The 14,532-nt window shown below is 54.2% G+C and carries 10 protein-coding genes; 5 read left to right on the top strand and 5 right to left on the bottom strand.

Features of this window, described 5'->3' with window-relative positions; genetic code table 11:
• Nucleotides 1-156 precede the first annotated feature (156 nt).
• The 4 genes from NB063_RS04850 (at nucleotide 157) to NB063_RS04835 (ending at nucleotide 5,691) form a co-directional block, all read left to right on the top strand.
• Nucleotides 157-738, top strand: coding sequence for a TetR/AcrR family transcriptional regulator (locus NB063_RS04850; protein WP_250927620.1), 582 nt, complete (start codon nucleotides 157-159; stop codon nucleotides 736-738).
• A gap of 347 nt (nucleotides 739-1,085) precedes the next feature.
• Complete coding sequence (locus NB063_RS04845) at nucleotides 1,086-2,258, top strand: DUF3500 domain-containing protein (protein WP_250927619.1); 1,173 nt, start codon at nucleotides 1,086-1,088, stop codon at nucleotides 2,256-2,258.
• Between the two features lie 454 nt (nucleotides 2,259-2,712).
• Nucleotides 2,713-4,305, top strand: a complete 1,593-nt coding sequence (locus NB063_RS04840; protein WP_250927618.1) for an ABC-F family ATP-binding cassette domain-containing protein — start codon at nucleotides 2,713-2,715, stop codon at nucleotides 4,303-4,305.
• Nucleotides 4,306-4,410: 105 nt separating this feature from the next.
• Entirely contained in the window at nucleotides 4,411-5,691 is a 1,281-nt protein-coding gene (locus NB063_RS04835; protein WP_250927617.1) for a glycosyltransferase, read from the top strand.
• Nucleotides 5,692-5,866: 175 nt separating this feature from the next.
• On the opposite strand, the gene NB063_RS04830 is transcribed toward NB063_RS04835, so the two are convergent.
• Nucleotides 5,867-9,115: an efflux RND transporter permease subunit gene (locus NB063_RS04830; RefSeq protein ID WP_407652543.1), complete on the bottom strand. Its 3,249-nt coding sequence runs from the start codon at nucleotides 9,113-9,115 to the stop codon at nucleotides 5,867-5,869.
• A 47-nt stretch (nucleotides 9,116-9,162) separates the two neighbouring features.
• Nucleotides 9,163-10,947 (bottom strand): efflux RND transporter periplasmic adaptor subunit, encoded by a 1,785-nt coding sequence (locus NB063_RS04825; RefSeq protein ID WP_250927615.1) that lies wholly within the window; start codon nucleotides 10,945-10,947, stop codon nucleotides 9,163-9,165.
• 57 nt (nucleotides 10,948-11,004) lie between these two features.
• On the opposite strand from NB063_RS04825, the gene NB063_RS04820 reads away from it, so the two are divergent.
• Nucleotides 11,005-11,649, top strand: a complete 645-nt coding sequence (locus NB063_RS04820; RefSeq protein WP_261367217.1) for a TetR/AcrR family transcriptional regulator — start codon at nucleotides 11,005-11,007, stop codon at nucleotides 11,647-11,649.
• 195 nt (nucleotides 11,650-11,844) lie between these two features.
• On the opposite strand, the gene NB063_RS04815 is transcribed toward NB063_RS04820, so the two are convergent.
• The 3 genes from NB063_RS04815 to NB063_RS04805 all read right to left on the bottom strand — a co-directional run bounded on the left by NB063_RS04815 (nucleotide 11,845) and on the right by NB063_RS04805 (nucleotide 14,175).
• Nucleotides 11,845-12,588, bottom strand: coding sequence for a haloacid dehalogenase type II (locus tag NB063_RS04815; RefSeq protein ID WP_250927613.1), 744 nt, complete (start codon nucleotides 12,586-12,588; stop codon nucleotides 11,845-11,847).
• Between the two features lie 111 nt (nucleotides 12,589-12,699).
• Nucleotides 12,700-13,449, bottom strand: coding sequence for an SDR family oxidoreductase (locus NB063_RS04810; RefSeq protein WP_250927612.1), 750 nt, complete (start codon nucleotides 13,447-13,449; stop codon nucleotides 12,700-12,702).
• 366 nt (nucleotides 13,450-13,815) lie between these two features.
• Nucleotides 13,816-14,175, bottom strand: coding sequence for a hypothetical protein (locus NB063_RS04805; RefSeq protein WP_250927611.1), 360 nt, complete (start codon nucleotides 14,173-14,175; stop codon nucleotides 13,816-13,818).
• Nucleotides 14,176-14,532: the final 357 nt, after the last annotated feature.

The following is a 14,532-nucleotide window of genomic DNA, read 5'->3' as shown; positions in this document are numbered from 1 at the left end:
GCTCAGTTTCACGATCAGTTTCATTGGCTGTTGTTTGGCGTCGTTACGGCTTGTCGAGTTGCGAAACTCGCCCGCATCCCGCGGCGCTGGATTGATTGGACCGATAGGTCAAAACACGGTATCATGAGCCGTTAACCTCCAAACCAAAGATCAGAGATGCCCTGGGAAAAATCATTCGACGAATCAGAAGTCATCGATAAAGCGATGCATGTTTTCTGGCAGAAGGGCTACATGGCTACCTCGATCTCTGATTTGACTGCGGCGACGGGTATCCAACGCGGTAGTCTCTATAACGCATTCTCAGGCAAACAGGAGCTGTTTCTCAGATCACTGCAGAAGTACGACCGCGAGCAGCGATGCGTGTTGCTCAAGCGGCTTGAGGCAATTGATGATCCGCTCAAAGCGATATCAGTGTTATTTGATGCGATTGTGCAGCAGTCGATGGAAGACCCACAGAAGAAAGGGTGCTTTTTGATCAACACCTCATTAACTCTCAGTGAGCACGACGATGAAGCGCAGGCACTCGTCTCAACCGCTTTGAAGGAGTTCACTCAGTTTTTCGCGCGACAAATCAAGCTGGGCCAACAGCGAGAACAAATCCCCGTCACTGTCCCCGTCCGCGCGACCGCCCGAGCCTTATTTGCCTTGGTCGTTGGAATTCGAGTGATGGGACGTGGCGGATTCGACAAGCCCGCGTTGCATCAGGTTGCTAAGCAAGCGTTGCGTTTGGTTTCCTAGCCAGCGAGAGTTCTTTGCTTTGTGTATAAGTGAAACACGCGCCGAGTCCGGCGCTGCATGAATATGCAAGTGCCAACTAAACGGCTCAGAAATGTGGGGCAAGACAATCCGTCGGTTGCGGATAGCACACCTTGTGAATTTGCATTGTCAGCCTGCTACCCCCGTGCATTGCCGGGGCTTCGCCGCGTTGCTCATTGATCCAGCCTGCTTGTTCATCTGACGTGCTCGACCAGAGAAAGCATCATTCCGGCGGAAATGTTGCCAAGCAATAACGGTGCAGGTGAGTTATAAAGAGCACTTGGTAAACGATCACCCTCACCTTCTTGTGACGAATACTCCAAAACATCATGAACACTTTTTCACGTATCGCCCGTTGGATTGCGGGAGCCTCAGGGTTGCTGTTTTGTTGCACCGTGATCCTGGTTGCCTATTCGCAAGGACCGGGCGGTCGTCGGGGGGCGCCTGTGATCGACGAGCCCTTCGTCGGTATCGTGACGTCGCAAGGTGTGCAAGAAGATTTGTTTCGCATCGAGTCCACTGGCGTCACGACCGAACCGGTACGCATCGCCGCCGATGCATTTTTGGCTGGACTAACCGACGAGCAACGTGAGCGAACGGTTTTTCCGGTCGACGATACGGAATGGCGGCAATGGGATAACCGCCATCGCAGCAAACGCCAGGGCGTGGGGTTCGATGAAATGACCGAGACTCAACGAGCGCTCGCTTTTGAAATGCTCGGGCAAAGCCTCAGCGCCAAGGGACTCAAGAAAACCCAAGACATCATGAAGCTCAACGGAACGCTCGCCGAGTTGGCGAATAATTTTGATGAATATGGCGAGTGGCTCTACTGGATCACGATCATGGGACAGCCTTCGGAGACGGAGCCTTGGGGATGGCAACTTGATGGGCACCATGTCGTCATCAACTACTTTGTCATGGGCGATCAAGTCGTGATGAGCCCCGTCTTCATGGGATCCGAACCGGTCGAAGCGAAGGGAGGAAAATTTAAAGGCACCATCGTGATGCAGGACGAACAGGACAAGGGCCTGGATCTGATCACGATGTTAGATGACGAACAACGTTCCGAGGCGATCATCATGAATCGCAAGAACGGCAACAATAATTTGACCGAAGCCTACAAGGACAACGTGGTTCTGGATTACGCCGGGATTGCCGGATCGAAACTCAACGACGCGCAGAAACAGGCGTTGCTGCGACTCATCGAAGAGTATGTCGGCAACATTCGCGAAGGGCACGCTAAGGTGCGGATGTCCGAAGTCGAGAAGCATCTCGACGACACGCACTTCGCGTGGATCGGCGGCACGACTGACCAGAGCGTGTACTACTATCGCGTCCACAGCCCCGTGATCCTGATCGAGTTCGACCACCAACGTCGTGTCGCTCCCTTTCACACATCCGAGCCGACGCGTGACCATATCCATACCGTCATCCGAACTCCCAACGGAAACGACTATGGCAAAGACCTTCTGCGTCAGCACTACCACAGCCATCCGCACTGAAAAAGATTGGCGGATTCAGATCAAGTGCCTGTGCACCATTCGCCGAAAAAGCGTTTCGCGGCAGTACGGTGATTTGCCTGCCGTTCGATAGGAAATGGAGAAATTTTGATTTCTCCTGAACCTGACGTGACCGATTCGTGTCGTGTAGTCGCGAACTGCTCCAATGGAAGCAAAAAATGTCGTAGATCACCCTACCGATACAACCCAATCGTCGTGGATCGCTCCGTCGATCCAACATCGAAACACACAGCTCCGTCAATCCAATGTGCGAAACACGATGGACTGTGGAGCAACCCAAAACGAGCCCGACGCCCCAGTTTCAAAAGCTGAGTTGCCCTGAATCCAGGGGGCCTCGCGTTGATAGCAATGTAGAGAAATGAAATGAAGAATTCGACTAGCTCAAACGGTATCTATTCACGTCAGACGTGTCTCCGAAGCTGGACGAATTTCACTCATGGCCAAATCAATCTCTGTCACCGGCGTCACCTTTCGCCTGCCTAACCGAGCTCCACTTTTCACCGATCTCCACGTCAGTTTCGGTGCCCTTCGGACTGGAATTGTCGGTCGCAATGGCGTTGGGAAAACCACGCTATTCAAACTGATCCGGGGTGAGCTGCAACCAAACTCAGGAAGTATTTCGGTTGTCGGTACAACCGCGGTATTGGACCAGCTTGTTCACGTGGATGAGCAACGGACGATCGCGGATGTATTCAGCGTCTCGGCAGAGCTTGCGATCTTGAAACGCATTGCGGAGGGCATTGGAACGGAGTCTGACTTTTCGAACGCCGACTGGACGCTGGAGACGCGAATCGCGACGGCGCTCGGGCGTCTTGGGCTCGATTTTCCAGCCGACCGCCGGATTGCATTGATGTCGGGCGGGCAACGTACGCGGGTTGGGATCGCGTCACTGTTGTTTTCCGAAGTTGACTTCTTGCTCCTCGATGAACCTACCAATCATTTGGATCGTGACGGGCGAGAAACGGTTCTTGAATTCCTGGAGAGCTGGAAATCGGGTGCACTCGTCATCAGCCATGACCGCGAAGTTCTCGAATTGATGGATTCCATTGTCGAGCTCACTTCGCTGGGGGCCAAATCCTATGGCGGCAATTGGGACGAATACCAAACGCTCAAGTCACAAGAACTCTCGGCGGCGCAGCGAGATCTCGCAGAGGCGGAAAAGAGGTCGGCGCAGCTAGCCAAAGTGGGGCAAGAGAAAGTTGAACGGCAATCTCGGCGCAATCGCGCCGGGAAAAAATCGGCTGCGAAAGGTGGGATGCCGCGGATCTTGATCGGTGCACGGAAGGAGCGGAGTGAACTCACGACCGCAGACAAAGGACGCGAAGCCGCTCGTTTTCGAGAACAGGCGAGTCAGCTGCTCAATGATGCTCGCAAGAAGATTGAGGTCATCGATCCATTTCGAGTCGAATTGTCATCCACGAATCTGCACCCGTCGAAAACGATCTTGCAGATTGACGATGTCACGTTTGGTTTCGACCCTGAGCGTCCGCTTATTTGCAACTTTACTATGACGGTCACGGGACCAGAACGAATCGTGATTTCAGGACCCAATGGGTCCGGAAAAACAACATTGATCGACCTCATCGCTGGCAATCTCCAGCCATGGAGTGGTTCGATCGATCGACGAACCGAGTTTGCAATCCTCGATCAAACCGTTCGTTTTCTGGGGCCGGACGGAACCGTACGCGAGAATTATCTGCGGATCAATCCGACCTCGACTGAGAATGAGTGTCGCGCTGCACTGGCCCGATTCAAATTCCGATCGGATGCGGCGTTGCAGGACGTTTCCACTCTCAGTGGCGGCGAACTGCTTCGAGCAGGGCTCGCTTGCGTTTTGGGCGGACCCGCCCCGCCGCGCTTGCTCATTCTCGATGAACCCACGAATCATCTCGACCTCGAATCGATCGACACCATCGAAGCCGGTTTAAAAGCCTACGACGGTGCGTTAGTCGTCATCAGCCACGACGCGGCATTCCTGAAGTCCATTTCGATCACCCGCGAAATCAACCTCGGCGCGACCGCATCCTAAAACATTACAAAGCCAAAGCCTCCTCGATTTGCTCGTTGATCCGGTCTCTGTGGCCCGTGATGTGGCGTGCAACGCGGTGTCAAAACGTTGTCAGGGAGTTTGCAGATGAAACATTTTGGATTGGTTTGCCCCGCGACCACGGGCCATCTCAATACGATCCTTCCTCTCGGGAAAGAACTCCGAAACCGCGGTCATCGCGTCACGTTATTTGGAAAACTGGATGCGGAGGAGGCGGTAGCGAACGCCGGGATCGGGTTCGTCGCAATTGGGGAGGCCGAGTTTCCGCGTGGGAGCGTGGAGAACGCGTTGAAGCAGCTCGGCCGGCTTCAGGGGCGTGCTGCCTTGGCCTACACGGTCCAGTTGTTCAACGAAAACGCAAGCGTCTTTTTGCGTGATGCTCCCGAGGTTCTACGTCGATCTGGCGTTGACGCGTTGATCGTTGACCAGGCGACTCCCGAGGCCGGTTCGGTTGCAGATTATCTCGGAATCCCGTTTGTGAATCTTTGTAGTGCCGCAATCTTAAATCGGGATGATCTCGTTCCGTCGCCATTTACTCCCTGGCACGACAACCCGTCCTTCTTGGGGCGGTTGCGGAATCGAATCGGATATCGAGTCACGCGTCGACTATTGAAGCCGGTGATGCGGACGATTGATGGCCAACGAAGACAGTGGAATCTGCCTGCGCACGTCGCTGCAAACGATCGGTTTTCAAAGCTTGCACAGATTAGCCAGCAGCCAGCCGAGCTGGAATTTCCTCGTACTGACCTGCCCGATTATTTTCACTTCACGGGGCCGTTTCACAACAATGTCGGTCGACCACAAACGGATTTTCCGTTCGATCGTCTGACGGATCAACCGCTGGTCTATGCCAGTTTGGGAACGATCCATGGAAACGCGAAGCATCTATTTCACGAAATTGCAGAAGCTTGTGCGACATTCGATGTACAGCTCGTGATTTCGCTAGGACGATCCATGGAGAATGAAGCCATCCCGACGTTCCCGGGATCACCGATCGCGGTTCGATACGCGCCGCAGCTTGAACTGCTAAAACGAGCCGCGTTGACGATCACTCACGGTGGAATGAACACGACACTCGAATGTCTCACCAACGCGATTCCCATGGTGGTTATCCCGCTAGCCAATGATCAGCCTGGGATCGGATCGCGAGTAAAATGGTCAGGTTGCGGCGAGTCGATTCCTGCAAAGTCAGTTTCGGTTGCCACGCTTAGAAAGGCGATTTCTCAAATTCTGCACGATCCGTCTTACCGAGAAAACGCACGCAAGATGCATGTGGCAATTGAGCGTTGCGGAGGCGTTACCCAAGCCGCCGATATCGTCGAATTGGCGGCATCGAGCAACCGACAGGTCTGCCGTGTTCCAAACTAGTGCATCTCAACGGATGACATGCCCGTTTACATGAGCCAGATTTGCCAAAATACAGCCCCCGAAGTCTGGCGGCATCTTTTTAAGAATTGTGCTAGTCGTCCGTTGTGACGACGAATCGATCAGTCCACCGGGCAAAAACGGATGCTTTCGCGGTTGTCTTTCTCAGGTGCCCCTTTTATTTCGGCGACAGGAACGAATAGAGCGCCGGGATTAACAACAACGTCAACGTTGTTGCGAACGTCAGACCGAAGATTAACAGCCACGCCAATCCTTGCCAAAGTGGCCCGCCGCCGAGTGCGAGCGGGATCAGTCCGCCAACGGTCGTGGCGGTGGTTAAGAAGATTGGCATCAACCGTTGTTGTCCTGCCTCAACGATCGCTGATTGAAATTCCTGACGCGTCAATTTGCGACCCAGGCTAACGCTTTTCTGACTGGTAACGATGTCCGCAAATTCGACAAAGAGAATTGCGGAGTTAAGCACGATTCCAAACAGTGCCAGCACGCCGAGTTGTGGCATGAATCCGAATGCATTTCCGGTCATCCATAATCCGGTCAGTGCACCAACCAATGCTAACGGTAATGTCACAATGATGATTGACGTCCGGGCAATACTGTTGAACTGCAGGATCAGCAGGATGAAGATCGCGACAAACGACAATCCAAATGATTTGAACATTTTCCACTGTGCCTTCATCGATTCCTCGAGTGCACCGCCAATTTCAACACGAAATCCGGGTGGCAATTGAGCTTGGAGTTCCTTCATTGATTCAGAGTTGAAAACTTGATTGGTGATGTCATTTCCTGATGCTCCCACGTTGATCCGTGATCGCACCTCGATCGTTCGGTTGCCATCGCGTCGATCGATGAATGCCGGACGCCACTGCGGGCTGACGCTGGCGACTGCGGCGAGTGACGTTTTGCCGATTTGACTCTCGATGTGGGCATCATTGATCGTGCCGAGCGACTTCCGACTATCGGGAGTAAGCCGAAAGTAGACGGGGATTTGTCGGTCGTTCTCACGATAGGTGGTTAACAGTTTTCCGGAAAAATAGGCGTCGAGCGTCGAGGCGATTTCTGAATTGCGAATGCCTGAGAGGCTCGCCCGATTGGCGTCGACGTCCACATAAAGTTGTCGGCAGGGAACACCCCACGAGTCGTTGACGTCCCATGTGTCGGGTGCGGCGGCAACGAGTTCTTTGACGCGGTTAGCGGCGGAACGGAGTTCATTCATGTCGGCAAGTCCGTTACCAACGATGCGCAGAACAACCGGATCGGCAGGCGGTCCTAAAGACAACTCGATCGGAACAACGCGGGCGCCTGCAATCGGGCTCAACCCCAGCGCTGAATCACCTTCGCGTGCGACCACACGAAGGCGTTCGGAAAATTCATGAGTCACCTTCCCATCCGTTGTGTGGATCAATATCTCCGCGTAGTTCGGTTTTGCCGATTCGGGTTCCCAGGCGAGATACCAGCGTGCCCCGCCTCCGCCAACGATCGTTCGCATGTTAAGTAGTCGTTCTCGTGAGCGACCTTGTTCATCGACATACGGACTCAGGGTGCGAATCATGTCCTCGACTTGTCGTGCGACCTCGTTGGTTTGTTCGATCGATGCGGATTCGGGTAACCACACTTCCACGGCAAACTGATCACGCTCGGTCAACGGAAAGAACTCACTCGAGACCGGCAACTGCGTAGAGAGCAAAAAGATGGCAACGGCGCCCACGATCGTTGCGACTCGGTGACGCAGCGCCCAACGCAGCGTCGTCCCGTACAGGCGGTAGAAGACTCCTTGCGTGGCATTGCTTGACACCGACTCGTTCGGTGATGGGTCGGAGGATGCCTGCCGCTTTCGTTTCGGCAACCAAGTGATGGAACCGAGTTTCTTCATCAGCCATGGAAGCGGCGCAGTTGGATGATTCAGGTCTTTGGGTGGGCGGATGATCCACGAGGCGAGGATGACACAAAACGTCATTGCCAACAGCCAACTGACCGCGAGCATCACTGATAGGGTGATTGGCAGGCTGTAGATGAACTCACGGTTGGCGCCGTCCATCGCGATCAACATCGGAATAAACGCTGCGATGGTTGTGCCGGTACCGCTGAGCATGGACACGCCCAACATTTCCGCGCCTTTGACGGCGGCTTCCCGTGGGGCCATGCCGGCGATTTGGTTGGTGCGGGTTTGGTCGCAGACCTGAACGGCATTGTCGACCAACAGCCCCAGCGAAATAATCATGGACGCCAACGACATTTGCTCGAGTTGAACGCCAAACAGCGTGATGATCGCTAGCGACGAGATCACAACAAACGGGATGTTGGCGGCCATCACCGCGGCGGTTCGAAATCCGACAACGAGGTAGACCAAGACGACAACCACGAGGATCGCTTCGATGATGTTGACGCCAACTTCGCGAATACGCTTCTTAACGCTGTCGGATTGATCGGAAATGATTGACACCGCCAAATCGGGCGGCAGGACGCCCGTAGATTGCAGTTGAGCGACACTGGTTTTGGCGTTGCTGCAAATGTCGATGATATTGGCGCCTGACTTCATCGAAACGGCTAAGACGATCGTTGAAGTTTCCAGGTCAGGTGTTCCGTATCGACAAATTCGTTGAGGCGGATCGGTATAGCCTCGACGAACCGATAGGCCTAAATCTTTGAGTTGTACCTGATTCACGCCTGCCGCCGCGGGAACCACACCGACGACGAGAGAGTCGAGTTCTTCGACCGCGTTAACGTCACCGCTCGGTTTGACGAAAAATCGGCCGTCTTCTGCGTCGATACGCCCCCCCGGTGCAACAATATTCTGCGTTTGAGCGAGATTGGTGATCTGATTCGTCGTTAGTTCGATTCTCGACCACGTTCCTTCATCGGTTTCGATGTAGATCGCTTCGTCTTGCACGCCAAATCGTGCAACTTGGGACACGCCGGGGAGCAAACGCAAACTGTCTCGTATCCGTTCCGAAAAGAGATCCAATTGGCGATGGGAGTACGTGAATTTCGGGTCAATGTGCGTCTGACCGTCAACGGGTTGTTGATGCACGGCGTATAGCAAAACACTGGTGTCGGCGAATTCGTCATAGAGGAAGGGCGAGATCGAGGGATCCGGCATCGCGACGTTACGAATCCTGGCACGCACTCGATCCCACGCGTCGTCAACGCGAGCGCCGGGAACCCAATCCTCTAATTCAACGAAGATGACGGACATCTCGCTGCTGGACGTCGATCGGATCAACCGAACCTCTTCGAGGCCGTCGATGGTGTCTTCGAGTGGATCGGTGATTAGTTTTTCAATCTGTTCGGCCGAGGCACCCTCCCATCGTGTTGTCACGACCGCAACTTTGAGGGTGAACTCGGGGTCCTCGCGTCGCGGCATCGTGAAAAAGCTGACGCTTCCCCACGCCACAAATAACAACACCATTGTGATTGTGATGGTCGGTCGTTTTACCGCCAGTTCAGGAAGGCTGCTCACCGGAGGCCTCCTGTGCTGGGCGTGATCAGGACGAGGTCGCCATCATTCAAGTAGTGAGTGCCTTCCATGACGACCTGCATTCCTTCGTGCAATCGGTTTTGCGGAGACGCTTTTAGACGCAGGAGGACGGACTCGTCGACGACCGAATTGTCTTCGGCAATCTCGACATTGATCCGCTTGGCGGTCGGTTGCCCTTCGATCATTTCAACGACGTGAATGAATCGTTCGTCACGCTCTTCTCGTACTGCTTTCATGGGCACGTAGTATCCGTCGTGCGGTTCGCTCGGCATGAGCGATACCTGCGCCACGTCGCCCGACCTTAACAGCCAACGCTGTTCATCGACCATCACGCGATTGCCTTTCCATGTCTCCAACGTGGGCGACGACTCAGGATGCTCGGGTGAGGATTTGGTGTCCGGGGAGGCGGTAGGTTTGAAGAAGAGTTTGCCTGTGATTAGATCGCGATCCATGTCGATTTGGGAATTGGGATCTGCGAATTCAATTGCGACGAATTTCCATTTACCGAGAAACGGAATGATGTCGCTGGTGATTCGTACGGGGACTTTCTCAACGGTGAGTACCCGATTGCTCGTGAGCGAAGGTGTGCCCCACTGCCGATTGGTCACCTTCCAAACAAAGTTTTCGCCACCGATGTTGTGGACAGAGTCAATCTCGACGAGAAGACGTTGATCATTCGTGATGATGGGACCGATGTTGAGCGGCGCGATTTGCTCGGTCCAAGCGATTGGTTCGTTTGATTCGGACGCGGGGACCCGGACGTCGTCGAACTCGTTACGTACATGCAGTGAAACGGTAAACGTTCGTGCCGCGGGGTCGGCTACCGAATCCACATGGTTCACCATACCACTGAGTGAACGGAGCTCACCATTGCCGTCGGTGACCCGAACGGACAGCATGTCGCCTCGTCGATAACGACGCGAGTCTCGGGAGGTCACCTCGAATTCGATCGACATCGGATCCATCATTTGCACTGTGACGATTGGGTCTCCTTCCTTGACATAGGTTCCTGGGACCACATGCACCTCCGAAACTTGACCCGGGAATGGGCTGTGCAAAATCGCGTTCCGCAAGTTCCGTTTCGCTTCAGACAAACGGTGCTCAGATTGGGCGACTTGAGCTTCAAGTGCGAGTTGCTGAGCTTGGGCCTGAGCCAGATCGGCTTCCGCTGTCGCGAGGCTCGCTCGAGTTGTAGAAACGCGAGTCCTCGCGGTGTCGGCTTCGGATCGCGAGATCGCATTTTGTTGAACCAATTTCGTGACCCGCGTGAGTTCCATGTCAGCGAGGGTTGCCTCGGCTTTTGCGGAGTTGATCAATGCGGGCAACCGTTGTTCGATCGTGACCTTGTTGGCGTCTCGGTTCAGGGTCGCCACCGCAACGTCGGCTTGCGCTGCTTCAACGGCGATTTGCAATTCCTCGTCATTGAGTCGTGCTAAACGCGTTGAATGTGGGTATTGCGATGTCCGAAGCGAACCGATTTGTGGCGTGACCATCTCGTTCGGTTCAACAACTTCGGCAACGCGTCCGGCCAGTTCGAATCCGATTTGCTCCGTTTTCCAAGGGACGACTGAACCGGTGATTTCCTGTTGCGTCGTCGGCGCACTCCGCGTCAACGTGAAAACCGAAACCGGCTTGGGGGGCACCGTTCTGGTTTCGACCAAGTCAGGTTCATTTGAGCATCCGCCCAACGCGAGAAGGAGGATCACTGCCGATCCGATCGAGCCACGATTGCCCCCGAGATCGCGAAAAGTTTCAATATTCATTGACGACAGAGATTTCTATGCTTGCGAAAAGTAAACAGTGCGGTGTACCTTGAAACTATGGCTAAGAAAAGTAAACTGTCAAGTGTAGTTTTTGAGGCGGATAGCAGCGGGCGGCTAACCGATCGCAAGCGATGCGCAATCGTCCAGGCGGCGGTACAGGAGTTTCAGACCCGAGGGTTTTATGCTGCCAGCATGAACGGGATTGCCGATGCCGCATCGGTGAGCAAGCGAACGCTCTACAACCATTTCGACAGCAAAGAGTCCTTGTTCGACGCGATTATCGACGAACTCACCTTGCGATCTCAGCGGCTTCCGACGACCAAATTTGATCCCACCCGAGACCTCGCTGAGCAGCTACGCGAGTTGGCGGAAGCGGAAGTCGACTTCATCACATCGGACGATGTTCAAGCTCTCGCGCGAGCATGCATGTCTCGCGTGTTGGCCGAACCTGAAGTGGGCAAGCAGGTGGATCATCGACGATTTGCTATCCGTATCGAGTCGTTTCTCGAACAGGCGCAGGCGTCGGGATGTCTTTCCGAAATGGATATCGAGTTCGCGGCGATGCAGTTCTTGGGGCTCTTGCGCACGTTCGCCTTCTGGCCCATGATCCTTCACGGTGAGGCTCCACCGACGCGAAAGAAACGAGAGCAGATTGTTTCTTCTAGCGTCGAATTGTTTTTAAGCCAGTATTCAGCGATTTGATGTCCGGGCTATCGTCGAAACCGAGACGGCTGATTCTGAACCTGCCACGGTAGGGGGCATCGATTTAATTACTGCAGGATTTCAAAAGTAGCGGAACAGCGCGAGCCGTCCGGTAACTGGGGACCGGACGTCTTGCGCCGTTCCGCTAAAAAAAGCACTAAAACAATCGACGTCCCGTACCGTGGAATGCAAGCGTTACTTCAACACGCGGACGAGTTCTTGCAGGTCGCTCACGACATAGTCGGGGCGTTCGACGTTCGGATAGAGGGAAGTGCCGGGGCGGGCAATGAACGCGGTTTGGAGTCCAACGTTTTTGGCGCCCGCTAAATCCCAAGCGTGTGCGGCGACCATCAAAACCTCGTTCGGTTCGACACCGAGATCGTCTAGAACCATGCGATACGGGGCCGGATGTGGTTTGAATTTCTTCACGGTCTCAACCGAGTACCGCTTTTCAAACAAATCCGTCAAACCCGCGTTCTTAAACTGAGTTTCAACGCCGATAGCGGAAGAATTCGTCAGGCTGATTATTCGATATCCGTTTTGAGAAAGCGATTTGAGGCTTGCGATCACGTCTCCGTGAGGTGGCAGTGAACGCAGTGGGGTGACGATCGCCTCTTTCGCGTCTTCGTATTGAATGTCAATGCCTTGATTCTTAGCAACCATCATCAGCGAAGCTGTTCCGATTTCGCCGAAATCGTGGTAGTTGTCACTCAGCGTTTCGACGAGTGAATAATGAAGCATGGTTGAGAACCACAACGGCAACAGGTCTTCCCGTCCCCCGAGTGACTTGCCGACCGATGTTTTCAGTGGAGCGAGATTAAGAAGAGTCTCGTTAACATCAAACAGGATGACAGTGGGGCGTGGTTTGGGGGTCACGGAATTGATCTCAGACTGTTTCGCGGGTTTGGGTTCTTCTGCGTTGACGGGCACGGCAGACATTATAAGCAGTGCCACCAAAGACAGTGCTCGTCGGATCGAGAAGCTCTTCATAAAGACGCGTTGGGTTGGGGGCGAGTGACGTGTAGAAAGTTCATTCAAGAAACGCGTCGCCTACGCGAGGCTCTCTTGCATGTCGGCTTCGACAACGTTTTCGGCAAAACTTTGATAGGCACTGCCGATTTGTTGGGCCACTTCGTCAGGCCAAGCGTGGAAGTTGCCGTTGGCGATTCCATCGAAGATTGCTTTGGCAACATCGACGGGCGATCCCGCGCTGTCTCCGAAACCCGCCGCGTCACCCATATCGGTTTGGATCGGGCCAGGGTGAACGCTGAGCACGTGAGTGCCTTGGTCACGAAGTGAATCTCTCAGCCCTTGCGTGATCGCGTAGCTGGCAGCCTTGGATGCGCAGTAGGTGGCGAAGTCGCTAAAGGTTTTGACCGAGGCGACGCTGTTGAGTTGCACGAAAGCACCTCCGCGGTTGCTCTTGAGCGTCGGAGCGAATGCTTGTGCCATTCGCATGAGACCGTACACGTTCACGTTCATTTCGAATTGTAACGCCTCGATCGCATCGTCTGAGATCGCGTTGGCAAATTTCATCACACCTGCGTTGTTGACGACAACGTCAACGTCCGATGCTTCTTCGGCGGCGGACTTGATCGAGGCAGCGTCGTCGACGTCGATGCGAATCGGTACGACACGGTCGCCATGCTTCTCGACGAGTGGCGCGGCGGAATCGATGTCTCGCACCGCGGCGTAAACCTTTGACGCACCGCGGGTGATCGCCTCTTCTAGGATCGCTTTACCGATTCCCCGGTTCGCACCTGTGATCAAGACGGTCTTGTTTTTAATGTCAAATGTCATGTTTCTGTCCTAGGAAGGGAGTTAGTAAGATCGGTAAGCGAATGGTTGAGGCCGCTGTTTACTTTCGGCGGAAGCGATGTCAGTCGTGTGGATCGTGAAGTCTGTCATCGTTCTTTTGATTGTTTGGAACGATCGGTCTAAACGCGGTGTGTACCAATAGGGGACTTCGTTCAGCCGGTGTTCAAAAATTCTCGCAAAGTCTTCTTGAACGACCCTGCGAAAGGCTCGCTGATGGGTTGCATTGACGGGGCACTGTATGAGTCTGGACTAATCGGTCAAGACTTTCTTTTTTGATTTTTCCCGGTTCAAGACAGCATGCCTCGACATGAAGTAAGAAAGGGCGTGAATGATTCACGCGAGACGGAATCACTGGGGATTGGATGAGGTTATCGGCTCCTCCTCTGCTGGCTCCTCCTGCACTGGCTCGTCGACGACGGTGGTCGTTTTTAATGCTTGCATTGTGCGTTCGAGATTTCTTTCCGCTTCAGCGATGGATTCACTCGCCTCTTGTTTGGCGTCCTGAATTTGTTCGCGCGCCTCTTCCCGAGCATCTGCCACCTTTTCAACCGCATCTGCTTCCGATTCCGCGATCAGTTCGGCGGCTTCCTCGCGGACGGATTCGAGGTTTTCTTGTGCCTGTTCGGCTTGGTCACGCAAGGTGGTCGGTTCGTTTTCACATCCGCATGCGAGAAGGCACAGCGTCGCGGCCAGCATTTTTGTCTTCATGAGTCGGCTCTTGTTGAGTTTCGATTTCGTAGGTGGCGAGTTGGTTGAACGCGAAGAACACGCAAACCGTTGTGGGTTGTTCAGTAATCTTCGCAATTGGTGTGCCGAACACGGGAGCTGCCTCACAGGGACACCGTATGCAGCGATCTATTCGTTGTCGCTTGTGAGTCCGAGGACGAGTGCGTGCAGACGCATGGTGTCGCAACACTCTCTGATAGGTTGTGAGGCTATTAGTGTGGCCGTTCGCTCCGCGAACGAGCGTCCCTGTAAGCTTCGTTTGCGGGGGACGTCGATTGTATTACTGAAGAATTTCAAAAGTAGCGGAACGGCGCGAGCGGGCTGTTGTTTTTGTGAGCC

Origin of the sequence: Aporhodopirellula aestuarii (assembly GCF_023701485.1) — a bacterium.
In the GTDB taxonomy this organism is placed as follows: Bacteria; Planctomycetota; Planctomycetia; order Pirellulales; family Pirellulaceae; genus Rhodopirellula; species Rhodopirellula aestuarii.
This window is presented reverse-complemented; position numbering and strand designations above follow the sequence as displayed.